The 14,097-nt window shown below is 71.1% G+C and carries 10 protein-coding genes; 5 read left to right on the forward strand and 5 right to left on the reverse strand.

The features are described 5' to 3' along the window. Window positions 1-314: 314 nt before the first annotated feature. Window positions 315-1,871: a fatty acyl-CoA synthetase gene (locus tag ACHFIV_RS16675; protein ID WP_398968991.1), complete on the reverse strand. Its 1,557-nt coding sequence runs from the start codon at window positions 1,869-1,871 to the stop codon at window positions 315-317. Window positions 1,872-2,150: 279 nt separating this feature from the next. Between ACHFIV_RS16675 and ACHFIV_RS16680 the strand changes: the two genes are divergently transcribed. The 3 genes from ACHFIV_RS16680 (at window position 2,151) to ACHFIV_RS16690 (ending at window position 6,395) form a co-directional block, all read left to right on the forward strand. Beyond that, window positions 2,151-4,022 carry a serine hydrolase gene (locus tag ACHFIV_RS16680; RefSeq protein ID WP_398968994.1) on the forward strand — a complete coding sequence of 624 codons (1,872 nt, stop codon included), beginning with the start codon at window positions 2,151-2,153 and terminating at the stop codon, window positions 4,020-4,022. A gap of 312 nt (window positions 4,023-4,334) precedes the next feature. After that, window positions 4,335-4,550, forward strand: a complete 216-nt coding sequence (locus ACHFIV_RS16685; RefSeq protein ID WP_398968997.1) for a hypothetical protein — start codon at window positions 4,335-4,337, stop codon at window positions 4,548-4,550. A gap of 468 nt (window positions 4,551-5,018) precedes the next feature. Then, window positions 5,019-6,395, forward strand: a complete 1,377-nt coding sequence (locus ACHFIV_RS16690) for an endo-1,4-beta-xylanase (RefSeq protein ID WP_398969000.1) — start codon at window positions 5,019-5,021, stop codon at window positions 6,393-6,395. Between the two features lie 455 nt (window positions 6,396-6,850). Here ACHFIV_RS16690 and ACHFIV_RS16695 read toward each other — a convergent pair whose 3' ends face one another. Beyond that, window positions 6,851-8,425, reverse strand: coding sequence for a phytoene desaturase family protein (locus tag ACHFIV_RS16695; protein WP_398969002.1), 1,575 nt, complete (start codon window positions 8,423-8,425; stop codon window positions 6,851-6,853). A gap of 154 nt (window positions 8,426-8,579) precedes the next feature. On the opposite strand from ACHFIV_RS16695, the gene ACHFIV_RS16700 reads away from it, so the two are divergent. Next, on the forward strand, window positions 8,580-9,206 hold the full coding sequence (locus ACHFIV_RS16700; RefSeq protein WP_398969005.1) for a DinB family protein: 627 nt from the start codon (window positions 8,580-8,582) through the stop codon (window positions 9,204-9,206). 12 nt (window positions 9,207-9,218) lie between these two features. Here ACHFIV_RS16700 and ACHFIV_RS16705 read toward each other — a convergent pair whose 3' ends face one another. From ACHFIV_RS16705 to ACHFIV_RS16715, 3 genes are all read right to left on the reverse strand, one after another. After that, entirely contained in the window at window positions 9,219-11,483 is a 2,265-nt protein-coding gene (locus tag ACHFIV_RS16705; RefSeq protein WP_398969007.1) for a serine/threonine-protein kinase, read from the reverse strand. Window positions 11,484-11,630: 147 nt separating this feature from the next. After that, window positions 11,631-12,788 (reverse strand): methyltransferase, encoded by a 1,158-nt coding sequence (locus ACHFIV_RS16710; protein ID WP_398969010.1) that lies wholly within the window; start codon window positions 12,786-12,788, stop codon window positions 11,631-11,633. A 71-nt stretch (window positions 12,789-12,859) separates the two neighbouring features. Next, the gene (locus ACHFIV_RS16715) at window positions 12,860-13,072 is read right to left on the reverse strand and encodes a hypothetical protein (RefSeq protein WP_398969013.1); all 213 of its coding nucleotides are present in this window, start codon (window positions 13,070-13,072) and stop codon (window positions 12,860-12,862) included. Between the two features lie 213 nt (window positions 13,073-13,285). Here ACHFIV_RS16715 and ACHFIV_RS16720 point away from each other — a divergent pair, with 213 nt between their 5' ends. Beyond that, window positions 13,286-14,095 carry an endonuclease I family protein gene (locus tag ACHFIV_RS16720; RefSeq protein ID WP_398969016.1) on the forward strand — a complete coding sequence of 270 codons (810 nt, stop codon included), beginning with the start codon at window positions 13,286-13,288 and terminating at the stop codon, window positions 14,093-14,095. Window positions 14,096-14,097: the final 2 nt, after the last annotated feature.

Consider the following 14,097-nt stretch of genomic DNA (forward strand, 5'->3'; position numbering starts at 1 on the left):
GGGAAGCAGGGTCCGGCTGGTCTGCGCGGCGCCTCTGCTGTGCTCCGCTCCCGAGGCAACCGACAGCCCGTCACCTCCGCAACACGAGACGATGCGCCGCGCGTCACCCGGCCGGACCCCGGAGCCCGTCGCGCGCCAGGCGTTTACGCAGGTCACCGAGCCCGGGACGAGCCCACGGCAGACAGCGCGCCCCGGGCGGCGAATGGTCTAACAGCGCCTCGGCACAGCTCGTCCGGCGAGCCGCCGGAAACGCACGACGGGCGGGTGGTCGCCGTAGGCCTGGCAGCACGGGCCGGGAGTGCGGTGGGCCGGGATCAGGGATCGGTCCGGTCCGCCGGTGACTCCGACGGCCTGTCCGTGGGTGCGTTGGAAGCGGAGAACCGGTCCCGCAGCTCCCTCTTGAGAATCTTTCCGCTGGCGTTGCGCGGGAGTGCGCCGACGATCAGCACCCGCTTCGGCGCTTTGAAATGGGCGAGCTTTCCTCGTGCGTGCTCGATGAGTTCGGATTCCGAGGCCTCGCCCCGGAGCACCACCACCGCGGTGACGGCCTCGATCCAGCGCGCGTCGGGCAGTCCCACCACCGCCGCCTCGGCCACCGCGGGATGGGTGTAAAGGGCATCCTCCACCTGGCGGGAAGCTACGAGGACGCCTCCCGAGTTGATGACGTCCTTCACACGGTCGACGACTGTGAAGTAGCCCTCGGCGTCGCGCACGGCGAGGTCGCCGGAGTGGAACCAGCCGTCACGGAAGGCCTCCGCGCTCTCCTCCGGTTTGTCCCAGTAGCCCCGGCACAGCTGGGGGGAGCGGTAGACCACTTCGCCCGCCGTGCCGTCGGGCACATCCTCGCCGTGCTCGTCGACCACCTTCGCCTCGACGAAGAGCACCGGCCGGCCGCACGATTCCATCCTCCCTTCGTGCTCGTCAGGACCGAGGACGGTGGCGAGGGGTCCGATCTCGCTCTGGCCGAAACAGTTGTAGAACGCCAGCGCGGGCAGCCTCTCCCGCAGGCGTTCCAGGACGGGAACGGGCATGATCGACGCCCCGTAGTACGCCTTGCGCAGCGCTCCGAGCTCCCGGGTGGCGAACTCCGGGTGGTTGGCGAGTGCGATCCAGACGGTCGGGGGCGCGAACAGGCTGTCCGCCTGGCCCGCTTCGACCAGATCGAAGATACGGCCGGCGTCCGGGGAGTCGAGGATCGTGTTCTCGGCGCCGACCGCGAGGTACGGCAGCAGGAACACATGCATCTGCGCGGAGTGGTAGAGCGGCAGCGAGTGCACCGGACGGTCGCCGGCGCGCAGGTCGAGAGCCGTGACGGCACTGACGTACTCGTGGACCAGGGCGCCGTGCGTCATCATCGCGCCCTTGGGCTGGGCGGTCGTGCCGGAGGTGTAGAGCAGTTGGACCAGGTCCTCGGCACCCGGTTCGCGTGGCGGAACGAAAGGGCGCGGGGTGGCCAGCATGCCGAGGAGGGATTCCGGGGCGTCGCGCAGTGGCCGCACGGGGTAGCCGGCCGGGACCCGTGCCGCGAGTCCCGGGTCGGTGAGGACCAGTGCGCTGCCGGACTGACGAAGGATGTACTCCAGGTCCTCCCCGGTGAGGTTCTGGTTGACCGGCACATGGATCAGTCCGGCGCGGGCGCAGGCCAGGTAGGCGATCAGGTACACATCGGAGTTGTGCGCGTAACAGGCCACCCGGTCGCCGGGGCTCAGGCCGTGTGCGGCGGTCAGCGCAGCGGCCGCCGTGCTGACCGCCTCGTCCAGCGCGGCGTAGGTCCAGGACCGCTCGGCGTACCGTACGGCGACGCGCTCGGGGGTGCGCCGTGCGCTACGTGTCACCAGGCCGTCCACTGTGCTGCTGCGTACTCCTGTCATGGCGTGATCCTGGGTGTCGGGCCGCCGGGGGTCAAGGGCCTGGGGGCCTGTCGGCCTGCCTCGTCGTCCAGGCGGCTGCGGCAGCAGGTGCGGAGCGCGGGCGCGACGACCGCCCCGGCACACCGGCACATGACGGGACGTCGGTTCTTTGTGGCGCTAGGGGGTCCACGGACGGCAGTGGTGACAGTAACCTCTGTTCGGCAAGAAGTTTCAACACCGCACGAGATTTCGAAAGTTACTTTCGCGGCGGTGCTTTCGACATGAGGGAAGGGGTTCCGGATGACCGGAGACGTGTCGGGCCGGGGAATGAGCCGCCGAAGGCTGGGCGGCGGGATACTGGCGCTGGGCGGAGCGCTCGCCCTCGCACCGATCCCCTTCGCGGGTACAGGCGTGGCCGTCGGCGTGGAACGAGGTGCGGACGCCCCGGGCGGCGGAGCTCCGGGTACGGCATCGGCAACCGGGACGGGTATGGGATCAGGGCGGGACAGGCCGACACTGCGCCGCGGGTCGGCCAGGCGTGCGGGTCTGCTGCCCGACCAGCTCGACCAGCTCGTGGCCGACGCGGAGAAGTACCTCACCGACTCCCCCGCGCATCCCTGGTACGCGGGCGCGGTGCTGCTTGCCGGACGGGGAGGCACGGTGGCCCTGCACCGGCCGATCGGCCGGGCCGTGCGTTACTCGGCCTATGACGAGACGACCGACACCGGGGTGGAGTTCCCCCCGGACGAGCAGATCGCCATGGCCGAGGACACGGTCTTCGATCTGGCCTCGGTGTCCAAGCTGTTCACCTCGATCCTCGCCGTTCAGCAGATCGAGCGGGGAACGCTGGAGCTGGAGGCACCGGCCGCCCGCTACCTCCCCGACTTCGCCGGTGGGGGCAAGCAGGACGTGACTGTGCGTCAGCTGCTCACCCACACCTCGGGTTTCCGGTCCTGGATCCCCCTCTACAAGGAGCCCACCCGTGAGGGGAAGCTCCAACTCCTCTGGGACGAGGTCCCGGCCTCACCACCCGGCACGAAGTACCTCTACTCGGACCTGAACCTGATCTCGCTCCAGCTGATCCTGGAGAAGGTCACCGGCCGCGCCCAGGACGCCCTGCTCCGGGAGGAGATCACCGCTCCGCTCGGGATGCACCGCACGCGGTACAACCCGCCCGCCTCATGGAAGCCGAAGATCGCGGCCACCGAGGACGCCCGCCTTCCCTGGTCGGGCCTGGATCGCGGGCTGGTCTGGGGCGAGGTGCACGACGAGAACGCGTACAGCCTGGGCGGGGTGGCCGGCCACGCGGGAGTCTTCTCGTGCGCCTGGGATCTGGCCGTGCTGGCCCGTACGCTGCTCAACGGCGGGGTCTACGGCAGGTCCCGGATCCTGTCCGAGGAGTCCGTGGAGCTGCTGTTCACCGACTTCAACACCGCCTTCCCCGGCGACGAGCACGGCCTGGGCTTCGAGCTCTACCAGCACTGGTACATGGGGGCGATGGCCACTCCGCGCACGGCGGGGCACACGGGGTTCACCGGCACGAGTCTGGTTCTCGATCCGACGACGGACTCGTTCCTGATCGTTCTGGGCAACTCCGTCCACCCGGTACGCACCTGGCGTTCGGGGAGCGCCCCCCGGGTGGCTGCGGCCAACCGGATGGCGCGCGCGGTGCCCGTCCGTCCGGCCCGCGGCCGTTCGGCCTGGTTCTCCGGCATGGCCGGTGGCGCGAACGCGACGCTCGCGCTCCCCGCGCTGCGCCCCGTGTCCCCCCGGCCTTCGCTCCGTTGCGCCCTCTGGTGGGACACCGAGCCGGCTTCGGACACCCTCCGCCTGGAGGCCTCGTCGGACTCCGGAACGACATGGCAGCCCGTGCCGTTCACCACCGAGCCCGCGCGGGGTGAGGGGCAGGGGCAGTCCCGGGCGCACCCGGACGGCTCGGTCTCCGGCTGGTCGGGGCGCGTCTGGCACCGCGTCGAAGCCGACCTGGCGGCCTGGAGGGGCACAGAGGTGCGGCTCCGCTGGCGGTACGTGACCGACCAGTCGTACGTCGGCCGGGGCGCGTACGTGGACGACGTACGGGTCGAGGACGGCGGCCGTCCGCTCTTCGACGGGAACAGGCCCGGTGACGCGGGACGCGTCGAGGCGACGGGATGGACCGTCTCCTCCGACTGATCAGCCCGGGCCGGCTGGATGACCGCCATGAACGGAACCCAGTCCCCAGAGACCCCGTGGGGCGTGTCGGTGTCCGGAGCGGCGAGCGTGGACGCCGCTCCCGACCTGGCACGCCTCCGCGTCGCGACGGCGCGGACAGGAACAGACCGGGCGAGGCATTCGCCGCCACGTCGAGGCTGAACCTGACTGCGTGAGCTGGACCTCCTGAAGACCGTGCTGGCCGACGTCGTCGACGTGGGGGCAACGCAGCCAAGGCTGTCGAGTTCGACGTGCGCGCGCAGAGGGGACTGCGCGCCCCCGCGCACTGCGACTGTGGCAGCAGCGCGGGAGAGAGCCGCCCTGCACGTGCATGCGGCCGGGGCGCAACGCGGACCCGTCATCCACATCAAGGTGGCCGACGCGGAACATATGCAGAGCTACCGCAGCCACAGCAGTCACCACGGCGCAGCCGGTGAGAGCGATCTGACGCCCGGCAAGGTGGCCGTGCCTGGCGGGGTCGTCCGCGGGTTGTCCGTCATCGGCGGTTGAGGACCTCCTCACGCCTGCGCGGGGTGGGCCCGGACCTCACCGGCGGCGGTCCGCACCCCTCGGCCTCTCGGTCCCGGCAGGAGCCGACCGAGCCCATGAAAGCTCACGAAACTTTCGACCATTTTACTGAATGACTTTCGTCGCACTCCCACTCAGCTCGGGGAGTGCCCCGACGGCTGGTCCGGCATCGCGCCACAGCTCCGCTCAATTCGCAGGCCAGGCGATCAACTCCCCTCAGGTGAGCGCTAGTTAGCTCGGAAATGTTTCGGAAACGTAGCGTTGACGAGTCTTCCCGTTGAGCGCATACTCTCCTCGCTCCCCTTGTTCCACGGCTCGTCTTCCCGTCGGCAGGTAAGCCCTTCTGGTGCGACCGCCGTCGGCTGCACAGCACCTCGCACGCTCCGCATCCCCCTGCCCGGGCGACTTCTCCGACACGCCCGGCAACCGGAAGAAGAGGCTGAAAACGCGATGCTCCAGAAGACCTCCGGCGGCACCCCCGCCCGCCCCCGCCCACCGGCCAGTGCCGGACGGGCACTGTCCTTCCTCACCGCTGGAGTCCTCGCCGCCGCCGGCGTCGTCGCGCTCGCCGGCAACGCCCAGGCCGTCGGCGCCCTCGGTGACGCGGCAGCCGCGAAGGGCCGCTACTTCGGTACGGCGGTGGCCGCCAACCACCTCGGCGAGGCGGCGTACGCATCCACACTGGACGCCCAGTTCGACTCGGTCACGCCTGAGAACGAGATGAAGTGGGACGCCCTCGAGAGCTCGCGCAACTCGTTCGACTTCGCGGCCGCCGACCGGATCGTCGACCACGCGCAGAGCAAGGGCATGAAGGTCAGGGGTCATACCCTGGTGTGGCACTCTCAGCTTCCGGGCTGGGTGAGCGGCCTGGGCGCCACGGACCTCCGCTCGGCGATGAACAACCACATCACCCAGGTGATGACGCACTACAAGGGCGAGATCGACTCGTGGGACGTGGTGAACGAGGCGTATCAGGACGGCGGCAGTGGGGCGCGGCGCAGTTCGCCGTTCCAGGACAAGCTCGGCAACGGGTTCATCGAGGAGGCGTTCCGTACCGCTCGCACCGTCGATGCCGACGCCAAGCTCTGTTACAACGACTACAACACCGATGGTCAGAACGCGAAGAGCAACGCGGTCTACGACATGGTGAAGGACTTCAAACAGCGCGGGGTCCCGATCGACTGCGTGGGCTTCCAGTCGCACTTCAACAGCAACTCGCCCGTCCCCTCGGATTTCCAGGTTAACCTGCAGCGCTTCGCCGATCTCGGTGTCGACGTGCAGATCACCGAGCTCGACATCGAGGGCTCCGGCTCCGCCCAGGCGGCGAACTACACCAAGGTGGTGAACGCCTGCCTGGCCGTCACGCGGTGCACCGGCATCACCGTTTGGGGTGTCACGGACAAGTACTCGTGGCGCAGCAGCGGCACGCCGCTCCTCTTCGACGGTGACTACAACAAGAAGCCTGCCTACGACGCGGTGCTCGCCGCGCTCGGCGGGTCGAGCGGGGGCGGCGAGGGTGGCGGTACAGGTGCCTGCACAGCGGTCTACACCCAGACGTCGACGTGGAACGGCGGGTACAACGGCCAGGTGACGGTCAAGGCCGGCAGTTCGGGCATCACCGGCTGGACGGTACCCGTGACCGTCCCGTCACCGCAGAGGGTCTCCGCCGTCTGGAACGGCACACCCACCACGTCCGGCAGCGTCATGACGGTCAAGTCCGCCTGGAACGGAACGCTGGCGGCGGGCGCCTCGACGAGCTTCGGATTCACCGTCACCACCAACGGCAACACGTCGGCGCCCGTCGTGGGCGCTTGCACCGCCTCCTGACGAACCCTCGCCCCCTCCCTTCCGTGGGGAGGGAGCTCGGCCGGCACGGAGTGCGGCGAGGCCCGCACCCCCCTCCGCCCCGTCCGGCCGGGCGGGGACGGGATGCGCCGAGCCCGCACTCGGCGCCCCGTTCCTCCGAAGCGCTCCGCCCCGTACCGGCCACCGGCCGGGCGGGGCGGAGCGTCGCCGGCCCCGACAGCCGACGGCCCGCCGCCGCGAACGCGAAGCGGTGGACCCGGCCGGGACGGAAGCCGCTCCCGGCGCATTCGCCGGTGCCGGAACGTCCTCGCCGCCATGTACGCGAGCGGCCGACGGGCCGGGCGGGCGACTGACGGGCCGGGGTGGGCGGGCGGGCGAGGAGATCCGTCAGCAGGTCGTCGTCGAGGTACCCGGGAGGTTCCGTCCCGCGCGCGCTCAGTGCGCTGAGCGAGGTGTTCGGCCGGCAGGAACGGTGGTCACCGGCCCAGCGCCGCCATGGCGGCGTTGTGGCCGGGAACACCGCTGACCCCGCCACCGCGCACCGCGCCCGCCCCGCAGAGCAGGACGTTGGCGTGAGCGGTCTCTACGCCCCAGCGGCCCGTCTCCGCGGTGGCGTAGGGGAAGGCGAGGTCCCGGTGGAAGATGTGGCCGCCGGGAAGCCCCAGGTCACGCTCGAGATCGAGGGGCGTCCTGGCCTCGATGCACGGCCGGCCGTCGGCGTCGAGGGCCAGGCACTCGGTGACCGGCTCCTCGAGATGGGCGTCGAGTTCGGCCAGGGTGGCCGCGAGCAGCGTGGTGCGGGTGGTCTCGTTGTCCGTCGTGAAGAGCCGGGCGGGGGTGTGGAGGCCGAAGAGGGTGAGGGTCTGGTAGCCGCGGGCGGCGAGACCGGGACCGAGGATCGACGGATCGGTCAGGGAGTGGCAGTAGATCTCGGAGGGCGGGGCGCCCGGTAGTCGTCCTGCAGCCGCCTCGCGATGGGCCACGGCCAGTTGTTCGTAACCCTCGGCGATGTGAAAGGTTCCGGCGAACGCCTGGCGCGGGTCGACGGAACGGTCGCGGAGCCTCGGCAGCCGGGTGAGCAGCATGTTCACCTTCAGCTGGGCGCCCTCGGCCGGGGTGGGCGGCTCCTCCCCGAGGAGCGCGGCCAGTGTCTGCGGCGAGGCGTTGACGAGCACTTGGCCCGCGCCGACGACACGTTCGCCTTCGGATGTGCGGACGGTGACCTCGGCGCGGGTGCCGTCGGTCTCGATGCGGGTGGCCTCGTGCAGGACCCGGATCTCGGCACCGGCGGCGCGGGCCGCGTCGGCCAGGGCGTCGGTGAGCGCGCCCATGCCGCCGACCGGGACGTCCCAGTCTCCCGTGGAGTTGCCGATCACGTGGTAGAGGAAGCAGCGGTTCTGGATCAGGGACGGTTCGTGGGCGTCGGCGAAGGTGCCGATGAGCGCGTCGGTGAGCACGACTCCGCGCACGAGGTCGTCGGCGAAGTTCTCCTCGACGGCGACGCCGATGGGTTCCTCGAACAGCATGCGCCAGGCGTCCGCGTCGTCGACCCGCGCCCGTAGTTCCTCGCGGGCGGGCAGGGGTTCGGTGAGGGTGGGGAACACCCGCTCGGCCACTGCGCCCGTCATCCCGTAGAACCGCTGCCAGGCGTCGTACTCCCGGCTGTCCCCGGTGAGCGCGGCGAAGGACTCCCGGGTGCCGTCGCCGCCGACGAGCAGCCCGGTGGGCCGCCCGCCGCGTACGGCGGGCGTGTACGAGGAGATCGTGCGCCTGCGTACGGCGAAGTCGAGACCCAGCTCGCGGACGATCTTCTGCGGGAGGAGTGAGACGAGGTAGGAGTAACGGGAGAGCCTGGCGTCGATCCCGTCGAAGGGCCGGGTCGACACCGCCGCTCCCCCGGTGCCGCCGAGTCGTTCCAGGACGAGTACGGACCGGCCGGCTCGGGCGAGGTAGGCGGCGGCGACCAGGCCGTTGTGGCCGCCGCCGACGATCACCGTGTCGTAGGCGGCGCGCGCGGGGGCGCCGGGTGAGGACGTCTCGTCAGCGGGCATGCCCCTTCGTAACACGGGATCCTCGCTGCCGGACAGGGGGCGCGGCTCACGCTCACGGGGTGGTGGCCGCCGGAAACCGCTGGGGTGCCCGGTGACGGCTGTGGCAGGGTGTTGGCCGAGACCGCGTCTTTTCACGCCTGTCACAGGAGCATCCATGGACACCCCGGCACGCATGATCCCTTTGCTGGAACAGTTCGACTGGGCGCGTGAACGGCTCACCCGACGGCTCGGGGGTCCGTTCGTGGACAGCGGCAACGGCACGGACGTGGAGGTGCTCCCGCTGACCGACGAGGAATACCTGTGGGAGCCGGTGCCGGGTTGCTGGTCGGTCCGTCCGCACGGTTCGGGACCCGGACGCGGTGCGGCGGGGCTGACGGGCGCGGGGACGTGGGGGCGCGACACGGCACCGTTCCCGCATCCCTCGCCTCCTCCCTTCACCACCCTCGCGTGGCGGCTGAGCCATCTCAGCGAGCTGCTGACCCTGCGCGCCGATCACACGGCGGGGACCCATAGCCTGACCCGGGACGACTACCGCGTGGCGGGGGACGCGGCGGCGGCGCTCGCGGACTTCGACGCCTCGGCGGCCTCCTGGCGTGCGGCGCTGGCCGGGGCCGACGACGCCGCGCTCGACACGGTCGGCTACAGCACCTATCCGTACGGCAGTGACCCGGAGGACCCCTTCCTGGTCACCGTCTGGTGGGTCAACCAGGAACTGCTGCACCACGGAGCGGAGATCGCGTTGCTGCGTGACCTCTACCGCGTCAGGGCCGGCCTGGCCTGACGGCCCGTGGGCTCACACGGCCCCGTCCCGCTCCTGGTCCGGAGGGATCCCGCGTCGTCGGCGCAGGTCGGCGACGCGCCGGTAGAGGTCCACCGCCTCCGTGCCGCGTCCGAGCTGTTCCAGGCAGTGCGCCTCGTCGTTGCGGCTCGCGAGGGTGTCGGGATGGCCGGGCCCCAGGACCCGTTCGCGGGTGACGGCGACCGCGCGGTACTCGGTGAGCGCATCATCCCAGCGGCCGAGCCAGCCCAGCCCGACGGCGACCTCGCGGCGGCTGACGAGGGTGTCGGGGTGGTCGGGCCCCAGGACGCGTTCCCGCAGTGCGCACACCTCGCGCGACTCGGCGAGCGCCTCGTCCCAGCGCGCCATCCGCCCCAGGTTGACGCCGAGCCCGTGCCGGGCGCGCAGCGTCTCGGGGGCGGAGGGCCCGCTGACCCGGGCGCGGTCCTCGGCCAGGGCGCGATAGAGCTCGAGGGCCTCGGCGCTGCGTCCGAGTCTGCCGAGGCTGATGCCCACCTCGTACCGTGCGGACAGCGTGTCGGGGTGGTCGGGGCCCAGCACGGCGGCGCGGGCCTGCGCCACTTCGCGGTAGGTCTGCAGGGCCTCGGCCCAGCGGTCGAGCCGGCCCAGCGCGTAGGCCACTTCGTACAGCGTGACCAGCGTGTCCGGATGCGTCGCGCCGAGCAGCCGGCCTCGGGCGTCCGCCACCTCCCGGGCCACGCGGTAGGAGTCCTCGAGGCGGCCGAGTCTGCTGAGGTTGAAGGCGAGGTTGTGGCGGCAGCGCAGGGTGTCGGGGTGGTCGGGCCCCATCGAGCGCTCCCGCGAGGCGAGCACCGCGGCGTAGACCTGGTGGGCCTCGAAGTGGCGGTCGAGCTGGCCGAGGACGTACGCCGTCTCCTGCCGGGCCGCCAGCGTCTCGGGGTGGTCGGGGCCCAGGGCGCGTTCGCGACCGTCGGCGACCTGCGCGAACTCCTGCAGCGCCTCCGCCGCGCGTCCGGTGCGGCTGAGGGTGAACGCGACCTCGTACCTGCTGGCGAGGGTGTCGGGGTGACCGGGGCCGAGCGCGCGTGCGCGTTCGGCGGCCACCGCGCGGTGCACCTCGCCCGCCTCCTCCCAGTGGCCGAGGCGCCCGAGGTCGAGTCCGGCGCTGTGACGGCCTGCCAGGGTGCCCAACAGGTCGGGCGAGGGGGTGGGGCGGAGGCCCGGACCCGTGGGAGGGACTCCGCCGGTGAGCACCTGGCCGGCACCGGTGGTCCACGCGCCGGTCAGCGCCGCCGCCTGGTCGATGGCGGCTGTCCCGGGGTGCCGGGCGCCGGCGGCCCGGTGACCGATGGTCATGTCGCGCGTCCAGGAGGGGAGTTCTCCGGTGCCAGGACGCTGGACGGGCACGGGTGGGACGAGCCGGACCCGTCCGGTTGCCGACTGCTCCCCCGTGCGCCCGAGCGAGATGCGACGGCGCAGGTCGCCGGCGTCGGCCGGGCGCTCACCGGGCGACTTCGCCAGCAGTTCCAGGACGACCTCGTCGAAGAAGCCCGGGAGTTCGGCGCGGTGGGTGCGCGGCGGCTCGGGAACGGTGTCGCGGTGTCCGACGAGCACGGCCCAGGAATCGTCCATGTCGAACGGCGGTACTCCCGTGGCGATCTCGTACAGCACACAACCCAGGGAGTAGAGATCGCTGCGGTGGTCGACCTCCCCTCCGCTGATCTGCTCGGGCGACATGTAGTGGGGGGTTCCCATGGCGATGCCGGTCCCGGTGAGGCGGGAGCTGGCGCCGACGTCGCGGCCGAGCCTGGCGATCCCGAAGTCGCAGATCTTCACGGCGCCGTCGTGGAGCCGCATGATGTTGGCGGGCTTGAGGTCACGATGGACGATCCCCTGCTGGTGGGTGTAACCGAGGGCGTCGGCGACCTGCTCGGCTATGTCGACGACGTCGGCCACCGGGAGCGGGTGCTGCTTGTTGTCCTCCAGGAGCTGGCTGAGGTTGCGTCCCTCCAGGAGTTCCATCACGAGGTAGAGGACACCGTCCGACTCACCGAAGTCGTGGACGACGGTGACACCGCGGTGCTGGAGCGCCGCGGCCACCCGTGCCTCTCTGCGGAAACGCTCGCGCAGTATGCGCGTGAAGGCCTGATCGTGCTGCGGCCCCATGGGTTTCAGACACTTGACGGCCACCTGCCTGCCCAGCGATTCGTCGCGCGCACGCCACACCTCGCCCATGCCTCCGCGCCCGATCAGGTCGAGCAGCCGGTACCGGCTCTGGATCAGCGTGGTGTCCGCCATCGACTGTTGTCGCCCCCGTAAGTCTGACTGCTCGCTGCTTCTGCTGCGCCCTCCCCGGCCCGTCCAGTATGGCTGCCTGACCGCGGAGTCCGTACGGGGCGGACCGGCTGCACGGCCGGCCGGGCCGGGGCCTCCTCCGGTGCGGGGTCAGCGTTTGACGGCTCGCAGGACCACGAACTTCGGGTCACCGGCGACGGTGACGCAGTTGCCGAAGATCCTGCGCAGCTGGGTGTGGTACCCGAGGTGCCGGTTGCCGACGACCCACAGCTCCCCGCCCTGGCGCAGCGCGGCTCGTGCTCCGTGGAACATGGTGCGGGCCGTGGCGTCGGTGACCGCCTGGTGCGAGTGGAACGGCGGGTTGCTGAGGACCAGGTCCACGCTCCCCGGGGGCGTGTCCGCCATCCCGTCGGCGACCAGGAACTCCGCCTCGGCATCCGGCCCGGTGTTGTCGCGGAAGGTCGCTTCGGCGGAGGCGACGGCCTGGTAGGACTCGTCGATGAAGGTGACCGTGGCGTCGGGGTTGGCCAGCGCCGCCGACGTCCCCACGACGCCGTTCCCGCATCCGAGGTCGACGACGCGGTCGGGCCCCGTCCGCTCCGGCAGGTGCTTCAGGAAGAAGCGGGTGCCGATGTCCAGGCGTTCGGCGCAGAAGATCCCGGCGTGGTTGGTCACGGTACAGCCGGAGACCGCGCCGACGTCGGCGGGCAGGTCGTAGCGGTACGGCCAAGGGCTCGGGGTCCTGGGCAGGGCCGGGTCCGGGGTGCAGAAGATGAGCCGCGCCTTCTTCACCGCGAGGGACGTCCGGGTCGGCCCGATGATCCGCTCGAAGAGCTTGAGCGTGGAGGTGTGGATCTCCTTCACCATGCCGGTACCGATGACGACGGTCCCGGCGTGCACGGCGGGCGCGAGCCTGTGGAGCTGGTCCTCCAGGAGCGCGAGGCTCTTGGGTACCCGCACGAGCAGCAGGTCCACCCGCTCCGGCGGTGCGTCACGTACCGACAACACGCGCACCGAGTCAGGCGCGGCACCGTTCCGGGCCAGATTCGCGAGGGTGGCGCGCCGGGCCAGATACGAATCGGTGATCTGGACCGGGCTGTGCGCCGCCAGCGCGGTGGTGAGGGCACCCCAGCGGTCACCCACCACGGCCACGGTGCCGGCGGGACGGACCGGCTCGCTCCCCTCCGCCCCGTCCAGCCTCCGCAGCAGGTACTCGTCGGCGGCGTCCCACGCACGGAGCGGGTCGCGGGGGTTCTCGGGAAAGCGAGCGAGGTCGAATTCGCCCTGTGACGTCGTCAAACGGTTCATATTCCGTTCAGGCTAACCGAGTGGCGGGGAGCGCCCCGCACGCTCCCCGCCCCGGGGGTGTCCCGCAGGCACTACGGGAGCCGCTTGTCCATGGCCGACCGGCCCTCCTCGGACAGTCGGCGCTCTGCCCACTGCAGACTCTCGGGGGTCAGATCCCGCCCGGAGGCGAGCACCAGGTCCTCCGCGGTGGGCTGGTCGTTGCCGCCGGTGTGCAGCAGGCGGTCAGGGGTCACCCCCCGCACTTCCGGCACGGATACGGATACGGATTCGGACTCTTCGCTCATGCCGCCTCCTCGTCCTTGCGGCAATTCTCGCGCCGGGGCGGCATCCGCGCATCCGATGCCCCGGAGACGGCGGACGAGCCCGTCACTTGACCTGCACATGATGAATACGCAACGTTCACGCGACCGGCACCGTGCGTGTGGAAGCCTCTCGACCGAGCAGACAACGTCCGGCCACCACGACACCGTTCCGCACCCCGGAGAGGACAACCCCACATGTCCAGTCGTCGCCGTTTCTACGCGCGTCCACTACTCGCGACAGCCGCTTCGATCGCCCTTCTCACCGGCGTCGCGTCCACCGCGCCCGCCGTCACCCCCGCGGCGTCCCCGGCCGCCGCTCCCGACGACACCTACTACAAGGACGCCCTGGGCAGGACGGGCGCGGCGCTCAAGAGTTCCCTGCACACGATCATCAGCGAGCAGACGGCCCTTTCCTACAGCCAGGTCTGGGACGCGCTCAAGGCGACGGACGAGGACCCCGCCGATCCGTCCAACGTCATCCTGCTCTACACCGGCCGCTCCCAGTCCAAGAGCGACAACGGCGGCGATACCGGCGACTGGAACCGGGAGCACGTCTGGGCCAAGTCCCATGGCGACTTCGGCACCGCGACCGGCCCGGGGACCGACATCCACCACCTGCGCCCGGAGGACGTCCAGGTCAACTCCATCCGGGGCAACAAGGACTTCGACAACGGTGGCGGCACCGTCCCGGGGGCGCCCGGCAACTACACCGACGGCGACTCCTTCGAACCGCGCGACGCGGTCAAGGGCGATGTGGCCCGCATGATCCTCTACATGGCGGTGCGGTACGAGGGCGAGGACTCCTTCGCCGACCTGGAGCCGAACGACAGCGTGAGCAACGGGTCCGCCCCGAACATCGGGCGGATCTCCGTGCTGAAGCAGTGGAACCAGGAAGACCCGCCGGACAGCTTCGAACAGAACCGCAACCAGGTCATATTCGACCGCTACCAGCACAACCGGAACCCGTTCATCGACCACCCCGAGTGGGTCGAGGCCATCTGGTAGGG

It is taken from the genome of Streptomyces sp. ALB3, from assembly GCF_044385685.1.
In the GTDB taxonomy this organism is placed as follows: Bacteria; Actinomycetota; Actinomycetes; order Streptomycetales; family Streptomycetaceae; genus Streptomyces.